The 14758-nt window shown below is 69.3% G+C and carries 12 protein-coding genes; 7 read left to right on the top strand and 5 right to left on the bottom strand.

Annotated features, from left to right (window positions below):
* Window positions 1-131: 131 nt before the first annotated feature.
* The 5 genes from ASF80_RS09195 to ASF80_RS09175 all read right to left on the bottom strand — a co-directional run bounded on the left by ASF80_RS09195 (window position 132) and on the right by ASF80_RS09175 (window position 4950).
* Complete coding sequence (locus ASF80_RS09195; protein ID WP_082488251.1) at window positions 132-881, bottom strand: ECF transporter S component; 750 nt, start codon at window positions 879-881, stop codon at window positions 132-134.
* Window positions 878-1753 (bottom strand): siderophore-interacting protein, encoded by an 876-nt coding sequence (locus ASF80_RS09190; RefSeq protein WP_056310068.1) that lies wholly within the window; start codon window positions 1751-1753, stop codon window positions 878-880. Before ASF80_RS09190 ends, ASF80_RS09195 begins: the two co-directional genes overlap by 4 nt.
* 11 nt (window positions 1754-1764) lie before the next feature.
* On the bottom strand, window positions 1765-2583 hold the full coding sequence (locus ASF80_RS09185) for an energy-coupling factor transporter transmembrane component T (protein WP_056310066.1): 819 nt from the start codon (window positions 2581-2583) through the stop codon (window positions 1765-1767).
* A complete protein-coding gene (locus tag ASF80_RS09180) occupies window positions 2580-4316 on the bottom strand; it encodes an ABC transporter ATP-binding protein (protein ID WP_056310063.1) in 1737 nt (578 codons plus the stop codon). The genes ASF80_RS09185 and ASF80_RS09180 overlap by 4 nt, the downstream gene beginning before the upstream one ends.
* A 91-nt stretch (window positions 4317-4407) precedes the next feature.
* The gene (locus ASF80_RS09175) at window positions 4408-4950 is read right to left on the bottom strand and encodes an ECF transporter S component (RefSeq protein WP_056310061.1); all 543 of its coding nucleotides are present in this window, start codon (window positions 4948-4950) and stop codon (window positions 4408-4410) included.
* A 186-nt stretch (window positions 4951-5136) separates the two neighbouring features.
* Here ASF80_RS09175 and ASF80_RS09170 point away from each other — a divergent pair, with 186 nt between their 5' ends.
* The 7 genes from ASF80_RS09170 to ASF80_RS09140 all read left to right on the top strand — a co-directional run bounded on the left by ASF80_RS09170 (window position 5137) and on the right by ASF80_RS09140 (window position 14695).
* Window positions 5137-7431 (top strand): carbon starvation CstA family protein, encoded by a 2295-nt coding sequence (locus tag ASF80_RS09170; RefSeq protein ID WP_200934756.1) that lies wholly within the window; start codon window positions 5137-5139, stop codon window positions 7429-7431.
* 1 nt (window position 7432) lies between these two features.
* Window positions 7433-7678 (top strand): YbdD/YjiX family protein, encoded by a 246-nt coding sequence (locus tag ASF80_RS09165; protein ID WP_082488250.1) that lies wholly within the window; start codon window positions 7433-7435, stop codon window positions 7676-7678.
* 41 nt (window positions 7679-7719) lie between these two features.
* On the top strand, window positions 7720-8901 hold the full coding sequence (locus ASF80_RS09160; protein WP_056310059.1) for a sensor histidine kinase: 1182 nt from the start codon (window positions 7720-7722) through the stop codon (window positions 8899-8901).
* A 9-nt stretch (window positions 8902-8910) separates the two neighbouring features.
* Window positions 8911-9630: a LytR/AlgR family response regulator transcription factor gene (locus ASF80_RS09155; RefSeq protein ID WP_056310057.1), complete on the top strand. Its 720-nt coding sequence runs from the start codon at window positions 8911-8913 to the stop codon at window positions 9628-9630.
* 35 nt (window positions 9631-9665) lie between these two features.
* Window positions 9666-10037: a hypothetical protein gene (locus ASF80_RS09150; RefSeq protein WP_056311951.1), complete on the top strand. Its 372-nt coding sequence runs from the start codon at window positions 9666-9668 to the stop codon at window positions 10035-10037.
* Window positions 10034-11491: a cation acetate symporter gene (locus tag ASF80_RS09145; RefSeq protein WP_056310054.1), complete on the top strand. Its 1458-nt coding sequence runs from the start codon at window positions 10034-10036 to the stop codon at window positions 11489-11491. The genes ASF80_RS09150 and ASF80_RS09145 overlap by 4 nt, the downstream gene beginning before the upstream one ends.
* Window positions 11492-11662: 171 nt before the next feature.
* Window positions 11663-14695, top strand: coding sequence for a S8 family peptidase (locus tag ASF80_RS09140; RefSeq protein WP_056310052.1), 3033 nt, complete (start codon window positions 11663-11665; stop codon window positions 14693-14695).
* Window positions 14696-14758: the final 63 nt, after the last annotated feature.

Here is a 14758-nt window from a genome sequence, read left to right as displayed (position 1 = left end):
GGCGGGCAGAGGGGCAGGCGGGCAGAGGGGCAGGCGGGCAGAGGGGCAGGCGGGCAGAGGGGCGGACAGGCAGGCGGGCAGGCGGGCAGGCGGGCAGGCGGGCAGGCGAGTCAGGCCCGGAGCCCCGGCGGTCAGCGGGGCAGACGGCCGCCGACACCCGCGCGGCGCAGCCGGTCGGCGATCAGGATGCCGAGGGCGGTGCCTCCGAGGCAGCTCGCGAGCGTGATCGCGAAGAAGGTGATCTGCAGGCCGAGGTCGAACGTCCCGAGGTTGAACGATGTCCAGGCGAGGATCGGATAGACGATGCCGACGATCGCTGCGCCGAGGTAGTGCAGCCAGGTGCCCCAGTAGTGCCAGAGGACGAACAGGAACGGGAGCTCGGTGAATGCCGCCCACCAGACGTTCGTCGCCACACTGCTGAAGCCGTATCCCGAGAACGGGACGATCACGAGGCCGGCGAGGAGTCCCACCAGCAGCCCGACCAGGGGACGTCGCAACAGGCGCAGGGCGATCACCGAGGGCAGCAGCCACAGCCCGGCCAGGCCCACGCTGATGAAGGGGAGGCCGAGGAACAGGAGCGTCGAGATCCAGTTGGCGGGTGCGAGAAGGATGCCGCCCGCGACGCCGAGCGCGGCGCACGTCAGCAGGATCGCGGTCGGAAAGCGGAAGCGTGGCCGACCGCCGTCCGTGCGGGGTCGATTCTGCACCGCGGAGTGAGATTCGGGGTGCGTTTCTGACCCCGCACCGGGCGCCGGGTGCGTTTCTGACCCCGCACCGGCGGGTGCCCCCGCACCGACCTGCACCCCCGCACCGACCGACGCATCCGCGTAGGGGTTCGGGCTCACGGCATCCGCCCCGCGCACGGCTTCCGCCCCGCTCATGCGAGAGGCTCGGCAGCGGCGTCGCGGGCGGTCTTCGAGGCCGGCGAGGATGCGCCGATCTTCCAGTAGCCGCAGAAGCTGACGGCGTTCTTGTCGACACCGCGCTCACCGACGAGATGCTTGCGTGCACCGGATGCCAGTGACTGCTCGCCCGCGGCATACGCATGGAACGGTGCCTCGGGCAGCGACAGCTCGCCCAGCCGAGCGAGGGCGAACGAGCCGGGGGCGAACTCGTGCGGACGCACGAGCCAGACGACGTCGATGCCGGCCGGGTGTGGGAAGTCCAGCGCATCCTCCTCGGTGGGCACCTCGATCAGCGCCGTGCCCGTGGCATCCGCGGGGAGTGATGCGCAGATCGAGGCGATCGCCGGCAGCGCCGTCTCGTCGCCCACGAGCACGACCCGCTCGGTGCCGCGCTGCGGATTGAAGGTGAGTCCCTCGTCGATGATCAGCACATGCTCGCCGGGCTCGCACGTCTCGGCCCACCGCGATGCGGGGCCGGCCGTGCCGTCGGCCGCGGATCCGTGCAGCACGAAGTCGACGTCGATCTCGGCGCCGGACTCGGCGGTCGCCGCGCGATACGCCCGCACGCTGTAGTTGCGCATCACCGGACGCTCGCCGTCGGGGATCCGCAGGAACTTGAGATATCCGAACATCTTGTTGGCCTTCGCCGGTACCCGGTCGAGTCCGGCATCCCCGCCGATCGGCAGGAAGAGTCGGAACCACTGATCGAAGCCCATCGGCCGGAACTTCTCGATCTCGCCCCCGCCGAGCGTGACCCTGATCCAGTGCGGGGCGAGCCGTTCGGTGCGCACGACGCTGAGGTGGATGAGCTCGGACGACTCGGGCTTGACCAGTTTGCTGAATGCCATGGGGACGCCTTTCAGGGCAGCTGCCAGGGGAAGAACAACACGAAGATCGCGGCGGATGCGGCGATCGAGGCGACGATGAAGACGGTGTCGCGCGTGCGGAACGGCACGAGGTGGCGTTCGGTGCGCGTGGAGTGGGCGCCGAAGGCTCGGGAGTCCATCGCGAGCGCCACGCGCTCGGCATGGCGGATGGCTCCGGCGAGGAGCGGCACGATGTAGCCCCATCCACGGGCGATCCTCGCGAACGGCCCGCTGCCGCCATGATGACCGCGCACGCGGTGTGCCGCGCGGATCACGGACAGCTCATGTCCGAACCGCGGCACGAACCGGAAGGCGGCGAGCGCCGTGTAGCCGATCCGATACGGCACTCGCAGTTGCTGCACGCTCGCGCGCACGAGGTCGGGTCCGGTGGTGGTGAGGCCGCCGATCAGCGCCAGGGAGATGATCGCGCCGAGACGGAGGGCGGTGGCGAAGCCGATCACGAGCGCCCCCTGATAGAGCGTCCAGTCGCCGATCTGCAGAGCAGGCGGGGTGTCGCCGACGAGGCCCGAATCGACCCACAGCGAGAACCCGAGACCGATCGCGAGCATGCCCACGGGCAGCGCGAGGAACAGCAGCGCTACGGTGCGCACCGTGAGCCGCGCCCCCACGACGATCAGAGCGAGCGACAGCACCAGGAAGGCGGCCGGGGTGGCGAGGTCTCTCACGAAGATCAGCACCAGCATCGCCGGTGCGACGCCGGCGACCTTGGCCAGCGGATTCAGCGCGTACAGGAACTGACGCGGAGAGGATGCCGTGACCGCCGCGTAGGGATCGAACGTCTGCGCGGTCATGCGATCGCCTGCCCTGCCGCGGCGAGCACGCGCTGGAGCGCCGGAAGCCTCAGCCCCGCCTCGACGAAGGGCGTCTCTTCGCTGAAGAGCACCTCGGTGCGGCCGGCGGCGTGCACCCGGCCGTCCCTCAGGATGACGGTGTGCGAGGCGTGCTCGGCGACGAGCTGCAGGTCGTGCGTGACGATGAGGATCGTGGTGCCCTCATCGCGCAGGTCGTGCAGCAGGGCGAGCAACTCGGATGCTCTGGCGCGGTCCTGTCCGAACGTCGGCTCGTCGAGCGCGAGCACTTGCGGGCGTGTGATGAGCGCGGTGCCGACCGAGAGGCGCCGCTTCTCTCCGCCCGAGAGCAGGAACGGATGCACGTCGGCCTTGGCCTCGAGCCCGAACCGCGCGAGCATCCCGTCGACGCGCTCGGTGACCTCGGCGTCCGGCGTGTGCCTCAGCCGCAGTCCGTGGGCGAGCTCGTCGAAGACCGTGTGCGCGATGAACTGGTGCTCGGGGTTCTGGAACACGAAGCCGATGCGACTCGCGAGATCTCTCGGCGACGCCGACCCCGGGTCGATCCCATCGACCGTGACCTGTCGCTTCGGAGGCGGCACGACGCCCGCGAGCGACTGCAGCAGTGTCGTCTTGCCCGCGCCGTTCGTGCCGACGATCGCGGTGAGAGTGCCCGGTGCGATGTCGAGGTCGATGCCGTGCAGGATCTCGGCGCGATGGCGTCGGACGGTCAGGCCGCGGGCGCTGATGATCGAGGTGCTGGGGCGTTTCGTCTCGTCGCTGCGCTCATCGCTCAACGAGCGGATGGCGTCTCCGGTCGTTGAGGTGGTGCCGTCTCCGCTCGTTGAGCGAGCGGAGCGAGTCGAAACGTGGTGACTCGTGGCTGCGGCGAGCGCGGCGGCGAGCTCGTCAGGCGTGAGAGGCAGCTCGTCGAAGTGCGTACCGGCATCCTGTATCCGGAGGGCTGCGAGAGTCGCTGCGGGCAGCCAGACCCCCATCGCGACGAGCTCTGCGGCATTCGTGCGGATGACGTCGGCGGGCGGCCCGTCGAAGACGACGCGACCCGCGCGGTCGATCACGATCGTGCGGGTGAGGAAGCCCATCGCGGCATCGAGGTTGTGCTCGACCAGCAGGATCGAGCGGTCGCCGGCGGCGACGACGTCGGCGAGTGCGGCGTACACATCGTCGATGCCCTGGGGGTCGAGGTTGGCTGTCGGCTCGTCGAGCACGATCAGAGGAGAGCCCATCGCCAGGGCGCAGGCGATCGCGAGACGCTGCCGCCCGCCGCCCGAGAGACGGTCGGGATTCTCGTCTCGCCTGTCCCACAGGCCGACGCGGCGCAGTGCGTCTTCGGTCCTCGTGCGCACCTCGTCGAGCGGCAGCAGCAGGTTCTCGGGACCGAAGGCGACCTCGTCGTAGGCCGTGCCGGTGACGATCTGCGCATCCGGATCCTGGAAGACCATCGCGACGTGCGTGCTCAGCGTGGCGGTGAGGGTGTCGGCGGTGTCGAGTCCGCCGGCCTCGACCGACCCCGTCATGGTCGCGGGCACCGCATGGGGGATCAGTCCGTTGAGCGCGAGCGTCAGCGTCGATTTGCCCGAACCGGACGGGCCGAGCAGCAGCACGACCTCGCCGGGGTGGATGTCGAAGGTGACGTCTTCGGGGGAGGGGTGCGCGGCATCGGCGTGCGTGATCGAGAGGTCACGCACGCGGAGAAGAGGCGCAGGTGAGCGCACGGCATAACCCCGGGTTTCGGCGGATCGGTACCGTTCTAACTTAGCTGAGCCTTACCTGATCCGCATGCGCCGGATTCCGGGTGATCGGGCGTCAACGGCGGGCGACGCCCGCACGGCTCAGGGCGCTGCCGATCGCCAGCCCCACGGCGGTCCACGCGATCGGGCCGAGCACGGAGATCACGAGGTAGGCGATCTGCGCCCACAGCGGCAGCACGGCCAGATGCGCCGCGAAGAAGACGACGACCGCCACGATCACGCCGATCACCCCGGCCGAGATGAAGAAGCGCCAGGCACCCCATGAGCGGTAGCGGGTGAGCGCGGCGATGCCCTCCTGGATCGCCCCGAACAGCAGCGCGGTGCCGATGAAGCGCAGCGCCCACGCCGGGTTGAACGCACTCGAGATGAGAGCGGCGATGACGTGCGTGACGAGTGCCACGAGCGGTCGGCGCAGCACCTCCTGAGCGATGATCCCGGGCAGGACGTGCGATCCGAGCACGAGTCCGTAGAGGTAGGGAGTGAGCACCAGAACGCCGGGCGTGATGAGGCCGGCGATCCCCCCGAGGATGCCGGTGGCGACGCCGATCGCGGCACAGACCAGCAGCACACGAGTCGTCAGGACGGGGGAGGATGCCACCCCTCCAGCCTACTTGCGCACCGGCCGAGCGGATGCGGTCGGTCGCCGTGTAAAACAGCCTCGCCGGCATCCGTTCGTCGCGTGGTCTGCGCCGTTCGTCGCATCCATCCCGAGATGCACCCGCCGGTCCCTCGGATGCTTTCTAGCGTGGGTGAACGCAAAGACGCGCACCCCGAGGAGACCCCCATGACTGCACCTTCGTCGCATCGCCGCGACGGGACCGGCCGCGATCGCACCGGACTCGACGAACCGGTGATCACCACCGACCCCTCCCTTCCCCCGGTCGCCCTGAGCGATGAGCACCACGAGAAGGCGAACCGCTGGACCTGGCCGAAGATCCTCATCTGGTCGGCGATCGCGCTGCTCGGCGCCGTCGCCTGGACGATGCTCGCGATCGTCCGTGGTGAGACCGTCAACGCGATCTGGTTCGTGTTCGCGGCCGTCTGCACGTATCTGATCGGCTACCGGTTCTACTCCAAGGTGATCGAGAAGTACATCACCCGCCCTGACGACCGCCGGGCGACCCCGGCCGAGGTCAAGCAGGACGGCAAGGACTACGTCCCCACCGACCGCCGCGTGCTCTACGGCCACCACTTCGCCGCGATCGCCGGTGCCGGACCTCTCGTCGGTCCGGTGCTCGCCGCGCAGATGGGGTACCTGCCCGGCACGATCTGGATCATCGTCGGTGTCGTGCTCGCCGGTGCCGTGCAGGACTACACGGTGCTCTTCTTCTCCATGCGCCGCGGCGGCCGCACGATCGGCCAGATGGCGCGTCAGGAACTCGGACGCATCGGCGGCACGGCGGCGATCGTCGCCTCGCTGCTCATCATGCTGATCATCGTCGCGATCCTCGCCCTCGTCGTCGTCAACGCGCTCGGAGAGAGCCCGTGGGGCGTGTTCTCGGTCGCGATGACCATCCCGATCGCGATCTTCATGGGCATCTACCTGCGGTTCCTGCGCCCCGGCAAGGTCACCGAGGTCTCGATCATCGGCTTCGTACTGCTGATGGCCGCCATCATCGGCGGCGGCTGGGTCGCCGGCACCGACTGGGGCCAGGCGATCTTCCACCTCGACCGCACCACGATCGCGTGGGGCATCATCGTCTACGGCTTCATCGCCGCGGTGCTGCCGGTCTGGCTGCTGCTCGCCCCGCGCGACTACCTGTCGACCTTCATGAAGATCGGTGTGATCGTGATGCTCGCCGGAGCCATCATCCTGGTGCGCCCCGAGATCACGGTTCCCGCGGTCAGCATCTTCGGCGAGAACGGGATGGGCCCGGTGTTCGCGGGCCCGCTCTTCCCGTTCCTGTTCGTGACGATCGCGTGCGGCGCGCTGTCGGGGTTCCATGCCCTGATCGCGTCGGGCACCACGCCGAAGCTCATCGAGAAGGAGCGCCAGACGCGCTTCATCGGCTACGGCGGCATGCTCATGGAGTCGTTCGTCGCGATCATGGCGCTCGTCGCCGCGATCTCGATCGACCAGGGCATCTACTTCGCCATGAACGCACCGACGGCGGCGACAGGAGGCACGGTCGAAGGGGCCGTCGCCTTCGTCAACTCGCTGGGGCTGACGGGGGTGAATCTGACGCCAGAGATACTCACCGGCACAGCGCAGGCCGTCGGCGAGGAGTCGATCGTCTCGCGCACCGGCGGTGCTCCGACGCTGGCGTTGGGCCTCGCCCACATCATGCAGCAGGCCCTCGGCGGGCAGGCGCTTATGGCGTTCTGGTACCACTTCGCGATCATGTTCGAGGCCCTGTTCATCCTCACCGCGGTGGATGCCGGCACCCGCGTCGCGCGCTTCATGCTGCAGGATTCGATCGGCGCCTGGTTCCCCAAGTTCCGCGACGTCTCGTGGCGTCCCGGGGTGTGGATCTGCACCGCGATCATGGTGGCCGGCTGGGGAGCGATCCTCATCCTCGGCGTCACCGACCCACTCGGCGGCATCAACACCTTCTTCCCGTTGTTCGGCATCGCGAACCAGCTGCTCGCGGCGATCGCGCTCGCCGTGGTGATGGCGATCGTGGCCAAGAGAGGACGCAGCTACCTCAAGTGGCTGTGGATCATCGGTCTGCCCCTCGCGTTCACGGCGGTCGTCACGATCACCGCATCGCTGTACAAGATCGCCTCGCCCGTGCCCGCCATCGGCTACTGGGCGAACCACTTCCGCTACGTCGAGGCCCGCGACAGCGGCGACACCTCGCTCGGAGCGCCCGAGGTGCTCGACGCCGTCATCCGCAACACGGCCGTGCAGGGCACGCTGTCGATCATCTTCGTGACGCTCGCGATCATCGTGATGGTCGCCGCGGTGATCGTGACGATCAAGGCGATCCGCAACGGAGGCGGCGAGAACACCGAGGAGACCCCGGTCGCCTCCCGACGGTTCGCTCCGGCCGGATTCCTGCCGAGCCCTGCCGAGCGCGAGCTCGAGAAGGAGTGGGACCCGATCCTCGCCGACGAGCGCAAGGCATCGACCCACTGAGATGGCCGACACCGTGAACCGCGCGGATGCCGCGACCACCCTCCTGCGCACGCTTCTCAGCGGCGCGGGGCGGGTGGGCCGCGGCATCCGCTGGTACATCACGACGCTGATGGGCGACACCGCCTATGCGACCTACGTCGCGCATCACCAGAGGCAGCACCCCGACGAGGAGCCGCTGACCGAGCGGCAGTTCTGGCGGCAGCGGATGGACGATCAGGATCGCAACCCGGGTGCGCGGTGCTGCTGAGGCCCGATCGCCGCCGACCCCCGAGTGCCTAGGCTGAGAGCATGACCGACGTCGTTCTCACTGCGGTGCTCGGCGTGCTCGGCGGCGTCGTGCTCACGGTGCTGCTGCTGCTCGCCCGTCGGCTCGCGCGAGGGGCGACAGACCTCGGCAGCGATGCCGAGCGCGCGGCCCTCACCGCCCTGCACCACGCGAGTCTGGCCGCACCCCATCTGCGCGCAGGCCTCGCCGGCCCTGACGTGGTCAAGGCCGCCCGACACCTGCGGGTGCTGCTCGGAAGCGCGGCGGTCGCGATCGTCGACGCCGACGGCACCCTGTCGTTCGACGGCCCCTCTGACGGGCTGGAATCGGCGGCGGTGCGCATCGCCGAGCAGGTCACGGCGTCGGGGCGTCGGCAGGTGTTCCCCTCGCCCGGCGGCGATGACGACCTCGAGGGGGTCGGTGCGCCCATCCTCGTCGACGGAAGGGCGATCGGAGCAGTGGTCGCGTTCGCCGCACCGGTGCGTGCCTCGCTCGTGCGCGCGGCCGAAGAGGTCGCCGACTGGTGCGCGGCCCAGGTCGAGCTGGGTGAACTCGAGAGCTCACGCACGCAGCTGGCCGAGGCGGAACTGCGGTCGCTGCGGGCCCAGATCTCACCGCACTTCATCTACAACGCGCTCACCGCCATCGCCTCCTTCATCCACACCGACCCGGTGCGCGCCCGCGACCTCGTGCTGGAGTTCGCCGACTTCACCCGGTACTCGTTCCGCAGACAGGGCGAGTTCACGACGCTGGCGGAGGAACTCGGCAGCATCCACTCGTATCTCGAGCTCGAGCGGGCCCGGTTCGGCGACCGGCTGCGGGTCACGCTGCAGATCGCCCCTGAGACGCTCGCCACCGTCATCCCCTTCCTCTCGGTGCAGCCGCTGGTCGAGAACGCGGTGCGCCACGGCCTCGAGCCGGGGGAGGGCGGCGGCGAGATCCGCATCGCATCCCGGGATGACGGCACCCACACCGAGATCACGGTCGAGGACGACGGGATCGGGATGGACCCGGAGGGACTGCGTGAGCTGCTCACCGCCGGAGCCGAGGGGCTGCACATCGGCCTGCGCAACGTCGACACGCGCCTCCGCCAGCTGTACGGCACCGACGGTGGACTCGTCGTCGAGACCAACACGGGCGCAGGTACCCTGGTGCGGATGCGGGTGCCCAAATCGCAGCCGCTCCATGATCCGGACAACGACTGAGGTGCGCTCATGATCGACGTCCTCGTCGCCGACGACGAGCAGCCTGCGCTCGACGAGCTCGTGCATCTGCTGCGCACCGATGACCGGATCGGCGAGATCCTCACCGCGCGCACCGGTGCCGATGCCCTGCGCCAGCTCTCCGAGCGCGCCGTGCGGATCGCGTTCCTCGACATCCACATGCCGGGGCTGCTCGGCACCGAGCTCGCCCGCGCGTTCCTCGCCCTCGCCGATCCGCCGGCCGTCGTGTTCGTGACGGCCGACGAGGCGCGCGCCGTCGAGGCGTTCGAGCTCCGTGCCGCCGACTACCTGCTCAAACCCGTGCGCACCGAGCGGCTGCGTCGAGCGGTCGATCGCGTGCTCGAACTCGGCGAGAGCGCGGCGTCGGGCGACGACGAGGTGATCCCGGTGACGGTCGGATCCGCCGTCCGCTTCGTGCACCGCAAGAACGTCGTCTGGGCGCAGGCCCAGGGCGACTACTCGCGCCTGCACACGGAAGACGGCATCGGGCACCTCGTGCGCATCCCGATCTCCGAGCTCGAGAGCCGGTGGGCGGGCGCCGGATTCCTGCGCATCCATCGCTCGGTGCTCGTGCGGATCTCGGCCGTGACCGAGGCCCGTCTGTCGGGCACCGATCCGTCTCTCGTGATCGACGGCGCCTCGCTGTCGGTGAGCAGACGCCTCGTGGCGACGGTGCGCGAGGCGCTGGTGCGGGGCGAGGCCGGGCCGTGACCGAGACGGCGAAGCGAGGTGAGGCGCCGAAACGGGTGGAGACACCCAAGAGGGTGCGCGTCACGGCCGACCTGCCGGCCCGTCGGACGCAGGCCCTCACCCGGGGAATCGCGCTCCCAGGGGCACCGGTCGACGAAGCGGATGCCGTCTACGCGCGCGCCCTCATGCGCAGTCAACTCCGTCTGGCGCTCGGCACCATCGCCGGATTCGTCGTCGTCGTGCTGGTGCTGGCGCTCGCCGTGGCGCTGATCCCCGGAATGGAGAGCATCACCCTGTGGGGTGTGCCGCTGTCGTGGCTGCTGCAGGCCTTCGCGTTCTATCCGGTCATCCTCGTCTTCGCGGTGCTCTACGCGCGCACCGCCGCTCGCAACGAGCGCCGCTTCCGCGAGCTCAGGGACCGTGAGTGAACACCGTCGCCAACCTCGTCGGTGTCGCCCTGATCATCCTCGCGACGCTGCTGATCGGCGTGTACGGGCTGAGGGTGTCGCGGACCACAGGGGATTTCTTCGTGGCATCGCGCACGGTCCGCCCGGTGTGGAACGCGTCCGCGATCAGCGGCGAGTACCTCTCGGCAGGAACCTTCCTCGGCCTGTCCGGCCTCGTCCTCCTCGACGGCGCCCGGGGGTTCTGGTTCCCGATCGGCTATGCGGCCGGCTATCTGCTCGTGCTGGTGTTCGTGGCCGCACCGCTGCGCCGAAGCGGCGCGTATACGATCCCCGACTTCATCGAGGCGCGGCTCGAATCGACAGCGGCCCGTCGGGTGACGAGTCTCGCCGTGCTGATCATCGGGTGGCTGTACATCGTGCCGCAGCTGCACGGGGCGGGCATCACCCTCGTCGTGGTCGCGGGGCTGCCCGAATGGGTGGGCGCCGTGACGGTCGCGGTGCTGGTCGCGGCGGCCGTGGCGGCGGGCGGGATGCGCGCGATCACGTACGTGCAGGCGTTCCAGTACTGGCTGAAACTCACCGCTCTTCTCGTGCCGGTCATCTGCATCGCCTTCGCGCTCAGCGGCGGGCCGCACGATTTCGACCCTGCTCTCGTCTTCCCCGCGGAAGCAGGGCCCTCCGGGTTCGACGCCTACGAATCGGCATCCCTGCTTCTCGCTCTGCTGCTGGGAACCATGGGTCTGCCGCACGTGCTGGTGCGTTTCTACACGAGCCCGACCGGGGTCTCGGCGCGCAGGACCACGGTGATCGTGATCGCCATGGTCAGCGCCTTCTACGCCGTGTCGAGCGCGATGGGTCTGCTGGCGCGCATCGAGGCGCCGGATCTCGCGGTTCCCGGCATCGCCGACACCGTCGTGCTCCTGCTGCCGTCGCGGGTGTTCCCCGGAGTCTTCGGCGAGCTGCTGACGGCCCTGATCGTCGCCGGAGCGTTCGCGGCGTTCCTGGCGACCTCGGCGGGGCTCGTCGTGTCTCTGGCGGGGGTGATCAGCCAGGACGTGTTCTCCGGTTCCGTGCGCTCGTTCAGGGTGTCGGCTGTTCTCTGCGCCCTGGTGCCGCTCGCCGTCGCGCTGATGACGGCGCCGGCCGGACTCGTCTCGAGCGTGGGCGTGGTGTTCGTCGTCGCTGCCTCCACCCTCTCACCGGTCGTGCTGCTGGGCGTCTGGTGGCGAGGCCTGACCGCACGCGGTGCCGTGGCAGGCATGGCCGCAGGTGGACTCGCGGCAGGGCTGGCGCTGCTGATCCACGGGGCGGTCGGGGGAGTGGGCGTCGCCGCGCCGTATCTCGCGCAGCCGGCAGCCTGGACCATCCCTCTCGCGGCTGCCGTGACCGTGATCGTGTCGCTGCTGGATCCGCGTGGGCCGTCGCCGCGCACCTCCCGATTCCTCGCTCGCGTGCACTCGCCGGAACGACGTTGAGGCGAGTCGGAGCTCACGGGTCGACCATTGGCGACTCGGCTGGCCGTTCGTCCAGGAATCGCCCCCGACCCTGGTGTGTAGACGGAAGCCCGGCGTAGCTTGAGCGGCGGTGCGGCAACGCGGTCGCACGAAGATCATCGGGAGAAGCACATGGGTCGAACACCCCTCCGGATGGCAGCTGCCACCACCCTGGCAACGCTGTTCATCGCATCGACGGCAACCGCAGGCTACGCAGGCACGGAGGAGGTGACGAATCCCACTCCGGTCGAAGGAACGCCTGGTCACTACATCGTGGTGCTCAAGTCCGACCCGCTCGCCAGCTACACCGGCGACGTCGACGGACTCGAGGCGACCAAGCCCGCCGAGGGCGAGCAGCTCGAGACGCAGTCGCAGGACTCGCAGCGCTACGTGCAGCACCTCGAGACCGAGCAGCAGACGGTCGCCCAGGAGGCGGGCGTCACCCCGGAGATCAGCTACCAGGTCGTCCTCAACGGCTTCAGCGCCGAGCTCACGGGCGAGCAGATCGACAAGCTGCGCGCGTCGAAGGATGTCTACGACGTCTACCCCGACTTCATCCGTCACCCCGACGCCCAGACGTCGACGGACTTCCTCGGCCTCGGTGACGACAAGAAGGGTCGCGGCGGAGTCTGGCAGCAGACCGGCGGCGTCGACAAGGCCGGAGAGGGCGTCGTCGTGGGTGTCATCGACACCGGCATCGCCCCCGAGCACCCCTCGTTCGAGGGCAAGAAGCTCAAGAAGCAGCCCAAGAACGACAAGCGTCACAAGGGCGGTCAGCCCTACACCGACGGCACCTTCGTCTACTTCGACAAGTCGGACGGCGGTCAGTTCCGCGGCACGATGGTCGAGGCCCAGGAGTGGGACAAGAGCGACTACTCGTCGAAGCTCATCGGCGCCCAGTACTTCTACACCGGCGCGCAGGCGGCCGGCTTCGACTTCCAGTACGACTACCTCTCGCCGCGTGACGGCGATGGCCACGGCTCGCACACCGCGAGCACCGCGGCAGGCAACTTCGGCGTGAAGGCATCGATCGAGGATGTCGACCTCGGCAAGATCTCGGGCGTCGCGCCCGGTGCCAAGGTCGCGGCCTACAAGGCCTGCTACGTCGGACCCGATGAGGCCGTCACGACCGACGACATCTGCGCCGGCAGCGACCTGATCGCCGCGATCGACCAGGCCGTCGCCGACGGCGTCGACGTGATCAACTACTCGATCGGCGGCGGTGCGGCATCCTCCGTGCTCGCCCCTGAGGACATCGCGTTCTTCAACGCGGCAGCGGCCGGCGTCTTCGTCGCCACCAGCGCCGGCAACGACGGACCGGATTCCGTCACCGCCGACCACGCCTCCCCCTGGTACACGACGGTCGCGGCGTCCACGATCCCGACGTGGGAGGGCACCGTGCAGTTTGACGGCTTCGCCCAGGCTGGCGCCTCGGTGAGCGTGCCGTTCGGCACCACCGTCACCGGTCCCTCGATCTACGCCGGTGACGCACCGGCTGCAGGTCAGGCGGCCGCGGACGCGGCGCTGTGCCTTCCCGGCAGCATCGATCCGGCCAAGGTCACGGGGCACATCGTGGTCTGCGATCGCGGCGGCAACGCCCGCGCCGAGAAGTCGCAGGTCGTGAAGGATGCCGGTGGCACGGGCGTCGTGCTCGTGAACGTGCCCGGCGGTGCGGACTCGCTCGACAACGACTTCCACGCCGTTCCGACCGTGCACCTCGCCTCGGCGTACCGCGCGGCCGTGCTGGCGTACGTGCAGGGCGGCACCGACCGTCCGATCACGCTGGTGGGCGAGAACACCACCGGTGTCGTGACACCGGTGCCGCAGATCGCCGGATTCTCGAGCCGCGGCCCGATGCTGGCCGACGGCAGCGACATCATGAAGCCCGACATCGCAGCGCCCGGCGTGGCGATCCTCGCGGCGACCCAGAATGCTCCGGGCGAGAAGCCGACCTTCGGCATCCTGTCGGGAACATCGATGGCGTCGCCGCACATCGCCGGTCTCGCCGCGCTCTACCTCGGTGAGCGCCCGAACGCGAAGCCCGCCGAGATCAAGTCCGCGATGATGACCACCGCGTACGACACGGTCAACGCCGACGGCTCTGCGAACAAGGATCCGTTCCAGCAGGGTGCGGGCCAGGTCGATCCGAAGCGCTACTTCAACCCTGGCCTGCTCTACCTGAACGACGTGCCCGACTGGGTCGCGTTCCTCGAGGGCAAGGGCCTGGCCGACTTCCCCGGCGAGCCGATCGACGGCAGCGACCTGAACGTCGCATCGTTCTCGATCGGATCGCTGGCGAGCGCACAGACCGTCACCCGCACGGTCAGCGCGACCGAGAAGGGCACGTTCACGGCATCCGTCGACCTGCCCGGAGTGAACGTGACGGTGCAGCCGTCGACGCTGAAGTTCGACAAGCCCGGCCAGACCGCGACCTACACGGTCACGTTCGACAACCAGAGCGCACCGGTCGAGCAGTGGGCGACCGGATCGCTCACCTGGACGAGCAAGAAGAACACGGTGCGGTCGCCGATCGCGGTGTTCCCGGTCACGGCGGATGCTCCTGCCGAGGTCGAGGGCACGGGAGTCGACGGGTCGACCACGGTCGACATCACTCCCGGTGTCGATGGCGCTCTCGCTCTCGCAGTGTCGGGTCTGACGCCGTTCTCACTGCTCGAGGACCCGGACGGCCGCGTCGTCGGACACTCGGGTGACGAGGCATCGGGAGACGCGAACAAGGACGTGTCGTGGATCGTCGACGTGCCCGAGGGCACGACGCTCTCGCGCTTCGACCTCGACTCGTCGGATGACACCGGCAGCGACCTCGACCTCACGGTCTATCGGGTCGTGAGCGCAGACGACCTGCGCTACTACGAACGGTGGCAGTCGGCGACGGGGTCGGCTGACGAGCAGGTGACGTTGGCGGCTCCGACGGCCGGCACGTACCTCGTGGTCGCCAACGTGTACTCGACCTCGGCACCGATGACGTGGGACATGACCTACGCCAACGTGCAGCCCGAAGGCGAGGGCTCGCTGACCGCGACCCCGAACCCGATCGACGCCGTCCGGGGCCAGGCCACGAGCTACGAGCTCAGCTGGACCGGCCTCACCGCCGGCACCCGCTACCTCGGACTCGTGCAGTACGGCGAGTCGGATGTGCGGACGATCGTCACGGTCGACGCGCCGTAGCAGCGATCGGTCGCGACGCCCCGTGCTCTTCGGAGTGCGGGGCGTCGCTCTGTGTCGGGACTC

It is taken from the genome of Microbacterium sp. Leaf159, from assembly GCF_001423615.1.
Taxonomy (GTDB): domain Bacteria; phylum Actinomycetota; class Actinomycetes; order Actinomycetales; family Microbacteriaceae; genus Microbacterium.
Note: the sequence above shows the minus strand (reverse complement) of the source record. Positions and strands in the feature narration are given on the sequence as shown.

Bases quoted from the DNA above. Each gene is read 5' to 3' on its own strand.
- ASF80_RS09195 (WP_082488251.1), bottom strand. From the start codon at position 881: ATGAGCGGGGCGGAAGCCGTGCGCGGGGCGGATGCCGTGAGCCCGAAC.
- ASF80_RS09190 (WP_056310068.1), bottom strand. From the start codon at position 1,753: ATGGCATTCAGCAAACTGGTCAAGCCCGAGTCGTCCGAGCTCATCCAC.
- ASF80_RS09185 (WP_056310066.1), bottom strand. From the start codon at position 2,583: ATGACCGCGCAGACGTTCGATCCCTACGCGGCGGTCACGGCATCCTCT.
- ASF80_RS09170 (WP_200934756.1), top strand. From the start codon at position 5,137: ATGACTGCACCTTCGTCGCATCGCCGCGACGGGACCGGCCGCGATCGC.
- ASF80_RS09165 (WP_082488250.1), top strand. From the start codon at position 7,433: ATGGCCGACACCGTGAACCGCGCGGATGCCGCGACCACCCTCCTGCGC.
- ASF80_RS09160 (WP_056310059.1), top strand. From the start codon at position 7,720: ATGACCGACGTCGTTCTCACTGCGGTGCTCGGCGTGCTCGGCGGCGTC.
- ASF80_RS09155 (WP_056310057.1), top strand. From the start codon at position 8,911: ATGATCGACGTCCTCGTCGCCGACGACGAGCAGCCTGCGCTCGACGAG.
- ASF80_RS09140 (WP_056310052.1), top strand. From the start codon at position 11,663: ATGGCAGCTGCCACCACCCTGGCAACGCTGTTCATCGCATCGACGGCA.